Origin of the sequence: Pseudomonas sp. WC2401 (assembly GCF_041200115.1) — a bacterium.
Lineage (GTDB): Bacteria > Pseudomonadota > Gammaproteobacteria > Pseudomonadales > Pseudomonadaceae > Aquipseudomonas > Aquipseudomonas fragi.
In genome coordinates, this window is the sequence record NZ_CP165623.1 from 3,020,893 (window position 1) to 3,034,597 (window position 13,705).

9 protein-coding genes are annotated in these 13,705 nt (G+C 61.0%); 4 read left to right on the forward strand and 5 right to left on the reverse strand.

Annotated elements, in window-relative coordinates:
* Positions 1 to 75: 75 nt before the first annotated feature.
* Together AB3G35_RS13790 and AB3G35_RS13795 are read left to right on the forward strand one after the other, a co-directional pair.
* Positions 76 to 1,287: a M24 family metallopeptidase gene (locus AB3G35_RS13790; RefSeq protein WP_369781629.1), complete on the forward strand. Its 1,212-nt coding sequence runs from the start codon at positions 76 to 78 to the stop codon at positions 1,285 to 1,287.
* A gap of 211 nt (positions 1,288 to 1,498) precedes the next feature.
* Positions 1,499 to 2,845 carry an MFS transporter gene (locus tag AB3G35_RS13795; protein ID WP_369781630.1) on the forward strand — a complete coding sequence of 449 codons (1,347 nt, stop codon included), beginning with the start codon at positions 1,499 to 1,501 and terminating at the stop codon, positions 2,843 to 2,845.
* 1,230 nt (positions 2,846 to 4,075) lie between these two features.
* On the opposite strand, the gene AB3G35_RS13800 is transcribed toward AB3G35_RS13795, so the two are convergent.
* Positions 4,076 to 5,071, reverse strand: coding sequence for a GlxA family transcriptional regulator (locus AB3G35_RS13800; protein ID WP_369781631.1), 996 nt, complete (start codon positions 5,069 to 5,071; stop codon positions 4,076 to 4,078).
* 145 nt (positions 5,072 to 5,216) lie between these two features.
* Entirely contained in the window at positions 5,217 to 6,191 is a 975-nt protein-coding gene (tauA, locus tag AB3G35_RS13805) for a taurine ABC transporter substrate-binding protein (RefSeq protein WP_203304729.1), read from the reverse strand.
* Between the two features lie 269 nt (positions 6,192 to 6,460).
* Between tauA and AB3G35_RS13810 the strand changes: the two genes are divergently transcribed.
* On the forward strand, positions 6,461 to 8,503 hold the full coding sequence (locus tag AB3G35_RS13810; protein ID WP_369781632.1) for a c-type cytochrome: 2,043 nt from the start codon (positions 6,461 to 6,463) through the stop codon (positions 8,501 to 8,503).
* Between the two features lie 131 nt (positions 8,504 to 8,634).
* Here AB3G35_RS13810 and mrdA read toward each other — a convergent pair whose 3' ends face one another.
* On the reverse strand, positions 8,635 to 10,530 hold the full coding sequence (gene mrdA, locus AB3G35_RS13815) for a penicillin-binding protein 2 (RefSeq protein WP_016780730.1): 1,896 nt from the start codon (positions 10,528 to 10,530) through the stop codon (positions 8,635 to 8,637).
* 155 nt (positions 10,531 to 10,685) lie between these two features.
* Between mrdA and AB3G35_RS13820 the strand changes: the two genes are divergently transcribed.
* On the forward strand, positions 10,686 to 11,600 hold the full coding sequence (locus AB3G35_RS13820; protein WP_369781633.1) for a 1-aminocyclopropane-1-carboxylate deaminase/D-cysteine desulfhydrase: 915 nt from the start codon (positions 10,686 to 10,688) through the stop codon (positions 11,598 to 11,600).
* Positions 11,601 to 12,007: 407 nt separating this feature from the next.
* On the opposite strand, the gene AB3G35_RS13825 is transcribed toward AB3G35_RS13820, so the two are convergent.
* Both AB3G35_RS13825 and AB3G35_RS13830 read right to left on the reverse strand, forming a co-directional pair.
* Positions 12,008 to 12,556, reverse strand: coding sequence for a cytochrome b (locus AB3G35_RS13825; RefSeq protein ID WP_016780733.1), 549 nt, complete (start codon positions 12,554 to 12,556; stop codon positions 12,008 to 12,010).
* 93 nt (positions 12,557 to 12,649) lie between these two features.
* Entirely contained in the window at positions 12,650 to 13,606 is a 957-nt protein-coding gene (locus AB3G35_RS13830; protein ID WP_369781634.1) for a DUF1853 family protein, read from the reverse strand.
* Positions 13,607 to 13,705: the final 99 nt, after the last annotated feature.

Sequence of the window (13,705 nt, forward strand, 5' to 3'; positions counted from 1 at the left end):
TATCTGTTCGAATGTTCCTCAACGACCCGCCTGCCGGCGGCTTCTGACGCTCGATCAATGACAGGGATACATGCCATGCAAATGCCGAAAACCATCCAGATCAAGAACGGCGAAAAAGTCACTCCTACATTCTCGGCCCAGGAGTACGCCAACCGCCAGGGCAAGTTGCGGGCCTATATGGCGCAGAACAATATCGATGCCGCGGTGTTCACCTCGTACCACAACCTCAACTACTACAGCGATTTCCTGTATTGCTCGTTTGGCCGCAACTACGCACTGGTGGTTACCCAGGACAGCGCCGTGACCATCAGCGCCAATATCGACGGTGGCCAGCCGTGGCGCCGCACAATGGGCACCGACAACATCGTGTACACCGACTGGCAGCGCGACAACTACTTTGTCGCCATCCAGCAGGCGCTGCCCAAGGCGGGGCGCATCGGTATCGAGTTCGACCATATGAACCTGCTCAATCGCGACAAGCTCGCCAGCCGCTACCCCCAGGCCGAATTTGTGGACATCGCTGCGCCATGCATGCGCATGCGCATGATCAAGTCGGCGGAAGAACACGCGGTCATCCGCCACGGCGCACGGATTGCCGATATCGGTGGCGCGGCCATCGTCGAGGCTTTGCGCGACCAGGTGCCCGAATATGAAGTGGCGCTGCATGCCACCCAGGCGATGGTGCGCGAAATTGCCCGTACCTTCCCGGACTCCGAACTGATGGACACCTGGACCTGGTTCCAGTCGGGGATCAACACCGACGGCGCGCACAATCCGGTCACCAGCCGCAAGGTGAACAAGGGCGATATCCTCAGCCTCAACTGCTTCCCGATGATTGCCGGTTACTACACGGCGCTGGAGCGCACCCTGTTTCTCGACCATTGCTCGGACGAGCACCTGCGCCTGTGGGAGGTCAACGTCAAGGTTCACGAGGCCGGTTTGAAGCTGATCAAGCCCGGCATCAAGTGCTCGGACATAGCCCTGCAGCTCAATGAAATTTTCTTGGAGCACGACCTGCTGCAATACCGCACCTTCGGGTATGGTCACTCCTTTGGCACCCTGAGCCATTACTATGGTCGCGAAGCCGGGCTGGAGCTGCGCGAAGATATCGACACGGTACTGGAGCCGGGCATGGTGGTGTCCATCGAACCGATGATCATGATCCCTGAAGGCCGTCCGGGCGCGGGCGGGTATCGCGAGCACGACATCCTGATCGTCAACGAACAGGGCGGGGAAAACATCACCCACTTCCCGTATGGCCCGCAGCACAACATCATTAAAAAGTAATCTTCAGCCCCTTTTTGTGGGAGCAGGCAAGCCAGCACCCACAAGAAGTCGGGCCCAGCCAAACACCCGCGCATGCGCACACAGACTGCGCAGCGTTTTCTGACCTGTTTACCCCTGCCAAAAAGAACACAATGAGGGTATCTGTCATGTCCCATGTCCCGACGTTGCTGACCGCTTTTCACTCCCGCACCTCTATCCCCGGAGGTGCCCAATGAGCATCCCAAGCGCAACCCTGGCTCTACCCCTGACCCCCGAACAGCAAGTCGAGCGCCTCAGCGAGCGCAAGGCGTTGCGCCGCGCCGCCACGGCCAGCTTTATGGGCAACTTTGTCGAGTGGTTCGACTACGCCGCTTATGGCTATCTGGCGACGGTCATCGCCCTGACGTTCTTCCCGCAAACCGACACCACCACAGGGCTGCTGGCTACCTTCGCTGTATTTGCCCTGTCGTTTATCGTGCGCCCGTTCGGTGGTCTGGTATGGGGGCATTTTGGCGACAAGTACGGGCGACGCAGCGCCTTGTCGTGGTCGATCCTGATCATGACCGTGGCGACTTTTTGCATCGGTATATTGCCCACCTATAACCAGATCGGCCTGTGGGCACCGGTGTTGCTGTTGTTGATTCGTCTGGTGCAGGGTTTTTCGGCGTCAGGGGAATATGCAGGGGCTTCGGCGTTCCTGGCCGAGTATGCCCCTGAGGGCAAGCGCGGTTTCTACACCAGCATCGTGCCCGCAAGCACGGCAGCTGGTCTGTTGTTCGGGGCGATGTTTGTCGCGGGCATGCATGCCTTGATGACGGTTGAGAACCTGCACGACTGGGGCTGGCGCATGCCGTTTCTGCTGGCGGCACCTTTTGGCCTGGTGGGGCGCTATATCCGCGTGCATTTGCAGGACTCGCCCAAGTTCCTGGAGATGGAAAAGCGTCTGGAAGCCAAGGAGTGCGCAACCCATGCTCCAGTGCGTGAGTTGCTCACTGTACATCGTCGGCCGGTACTGATCGGCATCGGCGTGACCTGCCTGAATGCGGTGGCTTTCTATCTGTTGCTCAGTTACATGCCGACCTACCTGTCAACCGAGATGGGCATGAGCGAAAATGATTCATTTATCGCGTCCACGGTATCGCTGGCGACCTATATCGGCCTGATCTTCCTGATGGGCAAGCTCTCGGACCGCTACGGGCGCAAGACCATGCTGGTCAGTGCGTCGGTAATGTTCCTGCTGCTGACCTTTCCGCTGTTCGGGATGCTGGACAACCCGTCGCTGGTGGTGATCCTGATGATCCAGATTGCCTTCGGCGCCATCCTGGCGATGAACGACGGCACCTTGCCGTGCTTTCTGGCCGAGATCTTCCCGACGCGGGTCCGGTTTAGCGGTTTTGCCTTCAGCTTCAACGTGGCCAACGCGGTGTTTGGCGGTACGGCGCCGTTTATAGCCACCTGGCTGATCCATATGACCGGCAACAAAATGGCCCCGGCCTGGTACCTGCTGGCCGCCGCGGCTGTGGCACTGGTGGCGATGCTGGCCAGTCGGGAGACCGCGCACAAGGCGTTGCAGGATTAACCTGCCCCCGTCCCCTACACCTTGTAGCCGCTGAGGAGCGAAGCGAGGCTGCGATCGGCTGCGAAGCAGTCGCAAAATCAGACACCTGGTTTTATCAGATAGCCCCGGGTCTCAGGTTTTACGGCCGCTTCGCAGCCTCGCTGCGCTCCTCAGCGGCTACAGGAAAACAGTTAACGCGAGTACATATCCGGCATCTGCATCTAACTGCAATATTGGTTTCGCCCTTACGGCGAGTCACTACAGAACCTCCACTCGGCCTGTCTGGAGGCGGGATCTGCGATCGACATATTTCCTCTGTGGGAGCCGGGCTTGCCCGCGATGCAGGCACCTCGTTCTGTCTGGATGACCGACGTGCTGGCATCGCGGGCAAGCCCGCTCCCACAAGGGATTGGTGGTGCTTATGTAGCCACGCGATTGTCCAGCCGACACGAATGCCCCTCACAGAAGGCCGAGTGCAGGTGCTGTTATGGGGGTGGCGCGGCAGGGCGCCGCGCCAGCCGTGATGGGGCGGGTAGATCAAGATCAAAAGCTTGCGAGGCGGCCGACCGGCCGGCTTGTTGGCGTCAGTGTGTGCTGCGCAATCTTTGTAGCCGCTGAGGAGCGAAGCGAGGCTGCGATCGGCTGCGAAGCAGTCGCAAAATCAGACACCCGGTTTTTTCAGATAGCCCCGGGTCTCAGGTTTTACGGCCGCTTCGCAGCCTCGCTTCGCTCCTCAGCAGCTACAGGAAAACAGTTAAGTCGAGTACATATCCGGCATCTGCATCTAACTGCAATATTGGTTTCGCCCTTACGGCGAGTCACTACAGAACCTCCACTCGGCCTGTCTGGAGGCGGGAGCTGCGATCGACATATTTCCTCTGTGGGAGCCGGGCTTGCCCGCGATGCAGGCACCTCGTTCTGTCTGGATGACCGACGTGCTGGCATCGCGGGCAAGCCCGCTCCCACAAGGGATTGGTGGTGCTTATGTAGCCACGCGATTGTCCAGCCGACACGAATGCCCCTCACAGAAGGCCGAGCGCAGGTGCTGTTATGGGGGGGGGGCGCGGCAGGACGCCGCGCCAGCCGCGATGGGGCGGCCGACCGGCCAGCCTGTTGGCGTCAGTGTGTGCTGCGCAATCTTTGTAGCCGCTGAGGAGCGAAGCGAGGCTGCGATCGGCTGCGAAGCAGTCGCAAAATCAGACACCAGGTTTTATCAGATAGCCCCGGGTCTCAGGTTCTACGGGTGATGTTTTAGTGCAACGCCACCTGCTTGCGCTCACCAATGGGTGATACACCGAACAGGCGGCTATAGCATTTGGAAAAATGCGCCGCCGACACAAAACCACAGGCCAGGGCGATATCCCGCACTTGTGATTCGCTGCGCAGCAACAGGCTTCGCGCCCGCGCCAGGCGCAACTCAAGGTAGTACTGGCTCGGCGTGCGTTGCAGGTGCTTGTGGAACAGGCGCTCAAGTTGACGCACCGACACTTCGTTCAAGCGGGCCAGGTCTTCCAGGCTGACCGGCTCTTCCAGATTGGCCTCCATGATTGCCACCACCTGACTCAGTTTGGGCTGCGAAGTCCCGAGCTTCTGGCGCAGCGGTACGCGCTGCTGCTCTTGCGGGCCGCGGGCGCGATCGCACAGCAGCAGTTCGGCGGCATGGGCAGCGATTTCGCGGCCGCCCGGTTCGCGGGCAATCAGTTGCAAGGTCATGTCCATCGAGGCCACTCCGCCCGAGCAGGTGTAGCGGTCGCGGTCCAGTTCGAACAACTGGTTGGAAATGATGATCCCGGGGAAGTGGTCCTTGAGGGTTTCGATATCTTCCCAGTGGATGGTGCAGCGATAGCCCTTGAGCAGCCCGGCACGGGCCAGCCAGTAGCTGCCGGTGCAGATGCCGCCCAGGGTCACTTGTTCGTGGGCCAGCTTGCGCAACCAGTTGAGTACCGGGCGGCTGCTGAGGTGGGAGACGATCGGGTTCGAACCCACTACCAGTAAAATGTCCAGTTTTGGTGCATCACCGATCACATGGTCGGGCAGGATGCGCATGCCGTTGCTGGCAATGACCGGATCCAGGGTAGGGGCAATGATCACGGTGCGAAACATCTCGCAGCGCGCCGCCATATTGGCCATGCGCAGGGTTTCGATGGCCGAGGCAAAACCGATAGTGGTGAAGTTTGGTATCACCAGAAAGCCCACGGTTTTCACTGCAGGCAAGTTGATCGGTGACGCTGTAACAGGCGTTGCCATCCTTACGCTCCTTTTTATGATCCGGGACGCCTCTGGCGTCAGGGTTCACGCAGGTTTTCGCATCGCCAGAACGAAACTGGCGATACAAGGCTCTGTGCTGTAGGGGCGTAACGAAGCATTTCTTGTGCCAGTGGCTAACAGCTTGTTATTGCGGCAAAAATTTATCGCTGACAAAGGCTGAATAGTCGGGCAAAACGCCCTCGATCTTGCCTTGGTCCTTGAGAAACAGGGCGGTCTGGGCGATATCTCTGGCCGTGCCGCCGCCCAGCAACTGCGCCGACTTTTGCTCGGCCGTCGAAGGGAAGTGCGTACCCTGCAGCAGCTCGGGGATATCAGCGGGGCTGGCACCGGTCAGTTTGGCGATCTTCTGTACCTGTGCCGAATCTGTGCTCCAGGCCGCCTGGTGGGCGTTGTAGTCGGCGATGGCGTCGAGGCTGACTTTGGCAAATTGGGCCACTATTTCCGGGTGTTTCTCGGCAAAGTCCTTGCGTGCTACCCAAACCTCAAACGTTGGGGCGCCCCATTCACTGACCTGGCCTGCATCGGTGAGGATTTTCCCGGTCTTGCGGATTTCCCCCAGGGCAGGGGACCAGGTGAACGCGCCGTCGATATCGCCACGCTTCCAGGCTGCGGTGATTTGCGCAGGGCTGAGGTTGACCACCTTGACCTGCTGCGGGGTGAGGTTCCAGTGTTTCAGCGCGCCCAGCAGGCTGTAGTGCGAAGTCGAGACAAAGGGCGTGGCGATGGTTTTGCCTATCAGGTCTTGCGGGCCGTTGATGCCGCTGCCATCACGCACCACCAGGGCTTCGGAACCCTTGATCTGCGCGGTGACGATAAAAGTCACCAGCGGCACATTGCGCGAGGCCGCGGCAGCCAGCGGGCTAGAACCCAGATTGCCGATCTGCAGGTCTCCGGAGGCCAGTGCCGACACCACTGCCGGACCCGAATCAAAACGGCGCCAGTCGATCTTTTCACCGATGGCTTTTTCGTAACTGCCCTCGGCCTGGGCCAGCTTGGTGGGGTCGATGCCGGTGATATAGCCGATGGTCAAATCAGCCGCCTGCGCGCCGAAGCTGAGGCCTGCGATGGAAAGAGCAATCAGGAGTGTGCGCACGGACATGGGTCGGACCTTGTTGTAAGGAGCTAAAGAGGGGGTGGTCCGGCGGTCCGGTGAAGCGAATCTAAGTTCTTTAAATCAAAGGGGAAAATACCGTTTTGGAACTAGCTTAGAGCGCCCCGCAATGCAGCCTTGTTGAGGTCGCCATGACCGGGGTCAAACGCCGTGCCCCGAAAAGCCGGTACAAACCCTGCGTGAGGAGTCCATAACAAAACCAGCACGGCCCGTTTCGAGGGGACCACCCCAGATCGACGCCTTAAAGGAATAACGCGATGCTTTCTACCTTCCCACGTCTGGCATTCGCTGGCCTGACGTTGTTTTGTTCAGCCCAGAGCCAGGCCAGTGAGCCGACCCCGGCAACTGCTCCTGAGAAAAACCTGATTGCGCAGGGCAAATATATTGCCCAGCTCGGCGACTGCATTGCTTGCCATACCGCCAAGGGCGGAGCGGTGATGGCGGGCGGGCTGGAGCTGAAAACACCGATGGGCACGATTTATTCGAGCAATATCACCCCGGATCCTGAAACCGGCATCGGCCAGTACAACTTTGAACAGTTCGACAAGGCCATGCGCCAAGGGATGACGCCAGCGGGGCAGAACCTGTACCCGGCGATGCCGTATCCGTCTTACGCGAAAATGAGCGAAGACGATATGCGCGCCCTGTACGCCTACCTGATGCAGGACGTAGCGCCGGTGAAGATGGCCAACCTTGAGGCCGATATGGGCTTCCCGTTCAACCAGCGCTGGGGGCTGGCACTATGGAACTGGGCGTTTGTCGACAATCAGCCGTTCGCCCCCGATCCGGCGAAAAGCCCCGAGCTGAACCGTGGTGCCTACCTGGTGCAGGGGCTGGGGCATTGTGGCTCATGCCACACGCCGCGTGGCATAGCCTTTCAGGAAAAGGCCATGAGCGACACGGGCAGCGCCGGCAAGCATTACCTGGCCGGTGAAACCGTCGAAGAGTGGCGTGCCCTGAGCCTGCGCAACCTGTGGACAGTGGAAGACACCGTGCAGTTGCTCAAGACCGGGCAAAACCGCTTTGCCACGGTGTCGGGCAATATGGCCGATGTCATCCACCACAGTACCCAGCATTTTACCGATGCCGACTTGACGGCCATCGCCAGCTATTTGAAATCGCTGCCCGCGAGCAAGGATGACTTGCCGATGCCGACCGTAGCGCTGACGCCTGCCAGGGCGCCGGATACGCTCTACAGCAGTCGTGGCGGCCTGGGTTACACGCAGTTCTGCGCCGACTGCCATCGCCCGGACGGCGGCGGGGTCCCAGGTATGTTCCCGCCATTGAATGGCAACCCGGGCATTGTGGCGGCCAACCCGACCACCTTGTTGCATATCACCCTGACCGGCTGGAAAACCCCGCAAACAGCGGCGCACCCTCGGGTGTACACCATGCCCGGCTTTGCCCGGCTGCAGGATGATGAAATCGCCGAGATCCTCAGTTTTGTCCGCAGCAGTTGGGGCAATGCGGCCCCGGCGATCAAACCCGCGCAAGTGGCGAAGATGCGCAAGCAGCTCAACCCTTCGACTGATGATGAATCGGCCTTCGTCACCCCGCGTCTAGCCAACCTGCTCAGCGCCGCCAATGCCGATCAGGTGGTGCGTGGCATGCGCCTGCATCTGCAAACCAAGGCGCTGTTGCCGGACAACGTCGGCAACGCGCTCAACTGCACCAGTTGCCATTTGAACGCGGGCACTGTGGCCGATGGTTCGCCTTTTGTCGGGGTGTCGGCGTTCTTTCCCAGCTATGCCCCCCGTGCGGGCAAGGACGTGACGCTGGAGGAGCGGATCAATGGATGTTTCCGTCGTTCGATGGATGGCAAGCCGTTGCCGGTGGCCTCGGCCGACATGCAGGCAATGGTGGCGTATTTTGACTGGATGAAAATGAACACCGTGGCGGGGGACAAGGTGGCAGGGCGGGGCGTGGGCAAGGTGGACCCGACCATCAAGCCGGACCCGGTGAACGGCAAGGCCGTGTATGTGCAGCAATGTGCGGTGTGCCACGGTGACAACGGCGAGGGCTTGAAGCACGCCGATGGCAGCTTTGTGTACCCGCCGCTGTGGGGCGACGAGTCGTTCAATATTGGTGCGGGCATGGCGCGCACCTATACGGCGGCAGCGTTTGTGAAGCGCAATATGCCGATCGGCATGCACGAGAAATTCCCGCTGGGGCAGGGCGGATTATCGGATCAGGATGCGGTGGATGTGGCCGAGTACTTTTCCCATCAGCCACGGCCTGATTTTGTCGACAAGGCCAAGGACTGGCCCAAGGGCGGCAAGCCTGTGGATGCGCGGTATTAAGGGAACGCTCGCGCAAAAGCAAAAGCCCCTCACCCTAAACCTCTCCCGGAGGAAGAGGGGACGAAAGGCAAAAGCAGATCTGCGTAACGCCGCCGATCGAGCGGCCTCTGCCTACGGGCGAGGGCCGCTGTTCAAACATGCGGCGTGGTGTGCGCCTTGACCTGAGGGCTGGCGTATTGCGGCTTGAGCAGGCCCTGGTTGTCCAGCAGCCAGGCATCCATCACTTTGCGCACCACGGGGCCGGCTACGCGGCCGCCGGCTTCGCCGTTTTCGATCATCACCGAAATCACGATTTGTGGATCTTCCGCCGGGGCAAAGCCGACGAACAAGGCGTTGTCACGGTTGCGCTCGGCGGTCTTGAGGCGGTTGTAACGCTCCCCCTGTTTGATCGCCACCACTTGCGCCGTACCACTCTTGCCGGCGATGCGGTATTGCACACCCTGGGCCGCCGCCCGGGCGATACCACGCGGGTCGTGCATCACCAGTTGCATGGCGTGGTTGACCTGATCCCAGTCCCGCGGATCACGCAGCACCAGGTTGGGGATCGGGTGTTCGTCCACGGGCGGTGTGCCGTCCACGGTCCTGGCCAGGTGCGGACGGTTCCATACGCCCTTGTTGGCAATCAGTGCCGTGGCCTGAGCCAGTTGCAGCGGCGTGACCTGCATATAGCCCTGGCCAATGCCCAGGATCACCGTTTCGCCAGGGAACCAGGCCTGGCGGCGGGTGCTGCGCTTCCACTCGCGGGACGGCATCAGCCCTGAAGATTCTTCGAACATGTCCAGCGAGACTTTTTGCCCCAACCCGAACTCGGCCATGTAGTCGTGCATGCGGTCGATGCCCAGCTTGGACGCCAGGTCATAGAAGTAGGTGTCGTTGGAGCGCATGATTGCCGCGTTCAAGTCCACCCAGCCGTCGCCGCTGTGGTTCCAGTTGCGGTACTTGTGGTCGACATTGGGCAGCTGGAAGTAACCAGGGTCGAACACCCGGGTCGAGGCCGAGATCACGCCGCTGTCCAGCCCGGCAATCGCCACTTCGGGCTTGATCGTCGAGCCAGGTGCATACAGCCCGCGCAGGGCGCGGTTGAATAGCGGCTTGTCGATGGAGTCGCGCAGGCCCGAGTAGTCCCTGGAGCTGATACCGGTGACGAACAGGTTGGGGTCGAAGCTCGGCTTGCTGACCATCGCCAGCACTTCGCCGGTTTTCGGGTCCAGAGCAATGATCGAGCCCCGGCGGTCGCCCAGGGCATCCTCGGCGGCTTCCTGCAACTTGATGTCCAGGCTCAGGACGATGTTCTTGCCCGCCACTGCATCGGTATGGCGCAGCACGCGCATGACCCGGCCCTGGGCGTTGGTTTCGACTTCTTCAAAACCGACCTTGCCGTGCAGTTCATTTTCATAAAAGCGCTCGATGCCGGTTTTGCCGATGGACTGGGTACCCCGGTATTGGGTGGCATCTACCTGTTTGGCTTCTTTCTCGTTGATCCGCCCGACATAACCCACAGAATGGGCAAAATGATCGCCTTGCGGGTAATGGCGCACAAACTGCGCCTCAACATCAATGCCGGGCAGGCGGAACTGGTTGACGGCCAACAGGGCGATCTGGTCTTCCGTCAACTCGTACAACAGGGTCGAAGGATCAAACGGATGGCGGGCCTGTTTCATCGCCTTGGCGAACACAGCGCGGTCTTCTTCGGGCAAGTGCAGGATGCTGATCACTGAATCCAGCACCCTGGCGGTATCGCCGGCGCGTTCGCGGGTGATGGTCATGTTGAAGCTGGGCTGGTTGTCCGCCAGCAGCACGCCGTTGCGGTCGTAGATAAAACCGCGCTCGGGGGGGATGGGCAGCACATGCACCCGGTTGTTCTCGGACACCGTGGAGTTGTAGTCGAACTCGGTGACTTGCAAGAAGTACATACGGCCGATGAGGGCGCAGCTGATAGCCATTACCAGCGCCGCACAGGCGATCAGTCTTTTATTGACCAGCCGTTTTTCGGATTCGTGATCTTTAAGAGGGATCGGCTCAGGCATTAAGGGGGGCTCGCGTGAAAAAACAGATAGCAGCACTACAAAATTCGGCGCACACCTTAACAAGAAGCTGCATCTGGAGGCAGTTTATTGGCCGTTCTGAACATGAAAATCGACGGGCTGCGGTAAACTCGCTGTTTTTCAATTGAGCCCCAGCCATGCTGCCCTTGATCGACTGGCACCCCCATGCACCCTTGCAGCGCCTGCATCTGGACTGGTTGCACCAGGCCGGGGTGGAAGTGGCGGTGCTGCGCCTGGACCTGATCGACCCGCTGATCAGCGGCAACAAGTGGTTCAAACTCACCGAGCATCTGCGCGCCGCCTATCAAGCAGGGGCAGACGGGCTGATCAGCCTGGGGGGTGCCCATTCCAACCATCTGCATGCCCTGGCCGCTGCCGGCAAGCGTTTTGGCTTTGCCACCGTGGGGCTGCTGCGTGGTCATCCCCAGCAAACGCCCACCACGCTGGACCTTGAACGCTATGGCATGCAGCTGCACTGGCTGGGTTTTGCCGGGTACCGAGCGCGCCATGAACCGGGTTTTTGGCAGCCTTGGCAGGCGCAGTACCAGAACCTGCACCAGGTGCCCGAGGGCGGAGGCGGGCTGGCGGGCGCCCTGGGCTGCAAACCACTGGTGAACCAGGTACGTGAGCAACTGGCGACGGTCGGTTGGGACGATTATGACGGTTGGTGGCTGGCGGCGGGTACTGGCACGACCCTGGCCGGTCTGATGCTGGGCGAAGCCGGCAGGCGGCGGGTATATGGGGCACTGGCGGTGCCAGAGGATCACGGCGTCGCCCCGCAAGTGGAGGCCATCTTGCAGGCTGGCGGGCTGCTCGCGCGCAACGTTGAACTGATCGACGCCAGCCGCGGCGGATTTGCTCGGGTGGATGATGCCTTGCTGGGGTTTATGCGGGCCAGCGAAGCGGCCAGTGGTCTGCCGCTGGAGCCGTTGTACACGGCCAAGGCCTTGATGGCGCTGGAGCAGGCGGTTAAAGAAGGGTTAATTACCCGGGGTCGGCGTCTGGTGTTTGTCCACACCGGCGGCTTGCAAGGCCGCCGGGGGTTTGCATAACCCGACGCCCTGTTCAAAGAAGCTGCGACTTGCCAGGGGGGACCAAGTGGGATCGGGCTTGCTCGCGATGGGATCACTGCGGTTTACCAGCCAGACCGTGTCGCTGGCATCGCAGGCAAGCCAGCTCCCACAGGTTTTGTGGTGTCCCAAGACGTTGTGACTTGCCAGGGGGACGATGTGGGAGCGGGCTTGCTCGCGATAGGATCACTGCGGTTTACCAGCCAGACCGCGTCGCAGGCATTGCAGGCAAGCCAGCGCCCACAGGTTTTGTGGTGTCCCAAGACGTTGTGACTTGCCAGGGGGACGATGTGGGAGCGGGCTTGCTCGCGATGGGATCACTGCGGTTTACCAGCCAGACCGCGTCGCTGGCATCGCAGGCAAGCCACTCCCTCATGCAGGCTGCGGGTTCAGCTGCGTCCGGGCAGCATGCGCAGCAGGGTGTTGTCCTTGATCAAATAGTGGTGCCCCAGCCCGGCCACGGCATGCAGGCCGATCAACCAGTAGCCGATGGTGCCGCCCAGTTCATGCCAACCCTTGATCTGCTTGGCGAAATCCGGGTCCTTGGCGGTCAGCGGCAAGATGTCGAAGCCATAGAAGTACACCGGCTTGTCGTTGTAGCTCAGCACCAGATAACCCAGTACCGGCATGGCGATCATGAACAGGTATAGCGCCCAGTGCATCAAGGTGGCCAGGGCGGTTTGCCAGGCGGGTGGGGCCGGGGTAATTGGCGGTGCAACACCCAGGCTGCGGGCCAGCAGCCGCAGCCAGACCAGCGCAAACACCGTCAGGCCTAGCATAAAATGCGCGTCCTTCATCAGGTTGCGGCCGTCACTGTCCTTGGGGAAAATGCCGCGAAACTCGATCGAGGCGTAGATCAGGATAAACAGCAGCACCATCAGCCAGTGCAGGGCGATGGACATTCGACTGTAGTGATGGGCGGTGCTTTTCCAGGTCATGGTGGTTCCTCACGGTTCAGGTCTTGGGCCCCCGTTCTTGTTGACGGAGTGCCTTTACTTTAAAGCTGTTGAGCCATTTTGCACTGAGATGGGTCAGCTTTCAGGTGTGCCAGGTACATTTGGCCAAAGATCGGACACCAGAAACAAGCGCTCAGCCTCTTCCCAATCACCCTCTGCATTCTCGCTCAGGCGTACCAGCAGTTGCGCCGGGGCCTGGGGGTGCAACTCTGCCAGCCAGGTATCGAGCTGTTGCGCAGTCCAGACTCCTTCAGGGCCATAGTGCGCCGGGGCCAGCCAGGCATGGCGGGGCAGGGGCTGCCAACGCCCGGCAGCACTCTGGCAAATAAACGCCGGCCAGTCGCGCTGATGCAGCCAGCGCCCGCGCAAGTGCTCCGGGTTGGCTCCCGCCGGCGGGCAGGCCTGCCCGGGCCACGGATACAGCAGGTAGCCACCGAGCCACAGATGGGCGCTGAACCCCTGCACATCCAGGCCGGCCAGGACTTCACGGCTCTCCGGGCGGCTGGACATGGGCAGTTGGTGCTGGCTGAAGTGCCTGAGCTTGCGGTCCAGCCGGTCGTTGCTGCCAGGGCCGAGCCATTGCGCGTGATCTGTGCCATCGCCGTGCTGTGGCCCGAGGTAGAGCTTGATCGCCAGTTCCAGGTGATGCACACCGTCACGGTCGCGCACTAACAAGTCCAGCTCACCCAGGGTATGCCCGCCCTGGCGGATCGGCAGGTTGGCGGCAATCAACTCCACACCCGGGGCATGTTGCAGCGCAAACTGCCACAAGCGTTCGTAATAGCGCCCCAGGCGGCGGGTGGTCGCCTGGGCCAGCCAGTGCTGCAGCGGTTGGCTGTTGCGGTCCAGCTCGCGCAGCCACGCCGCCAGTTGCTGCGGGGCCTGCACCCAGTCGCTGCCCGCCAGGGGATGGCGTTGTGGCCAGGGTGTCTGGATCAGCATGGGCGGGGCGAGAATCACCCACGCCAGATCGCGCACCTCAGGGTGGCGCAATTGATGGGGCAGGTTGAGCAAGTCGGGGAAGAGGGTCATTGTGCGAGCATAGCCGCTCGCGGGGCTGAAAGGGTTTTGTCTATCGTCGTCTTTCGCCCATAATCGTTATTTTCGCACGCATTGAATCCCGCAGGAGCC

Excerpts from the sequence above, each read along its gene's own strand:
- AB3G35_RS13790 (WP_369781629.1), top strand. The coding sequence starts at position 76 with ATGCAAATGCCGAAAACCATCCAGATCAAGAACGGCGAAAAAGTCACT.
- AB3G35_RS13795 (WP_369781630.1), top strand. The coding sequence starts at position 1,499 with ATGAGCATCCCAAGCGCAACCCTGGCTCTACCCCTGACCCCCGAACAG.
- AB3G35_RS13800 (WP_369781631.1), bottom strand. The coding sequence starts at position 5,071 with ATGGCAACGCCTGTTACAGCGTCACCGATCAACTTGCCTGCAGTGAAA.
- tauA (WP_203304729.1), bottom strand. The coding sequence starts at position 6,191 with ATGTCCGTGCGCACACTCCTGATTGCTCTTTCCATCGCAGGCCTCAGC.
- AB3G35_RS13810 (WP_369781632.1), top strand. The coding sequence starts at position 6,461 with ATGCTTTCTACCTTCCCACGTCTGGCATTCGCTGGCCTGACGTTGTTT.
- mrdA (WP_016780730.1), bottom strand. The coding sequence starts at position 10,530 with ATGCCTGAGCCGATCCCTCTTAAAGATCACGAATCCGAAAAACGGCTG.
- AB3G35_RS13820 (WP_369781633.1), top strand. The coding sequence starts at position 10,686 with ATGCTGCCCTTGATCGACTGGCACCCCCATGCACCCTTGCAGCGCCTG.
- AB3G35_RS13825 (WP_016780733.1), bottom strand. The coding sequence starts at position 12,556 with ATGACCTGGAAAAGCACCGCCCATCACTACAGTCGAATGTCCATCGCC.
- AB3G35_RS13830 (WP_369781634.1), bottom strand. The coding sequence starts at position 13,606 with ATGACCCTCTTCCCCGACTTGCTCAACCTGCCCCATCAATTGCGCCAC.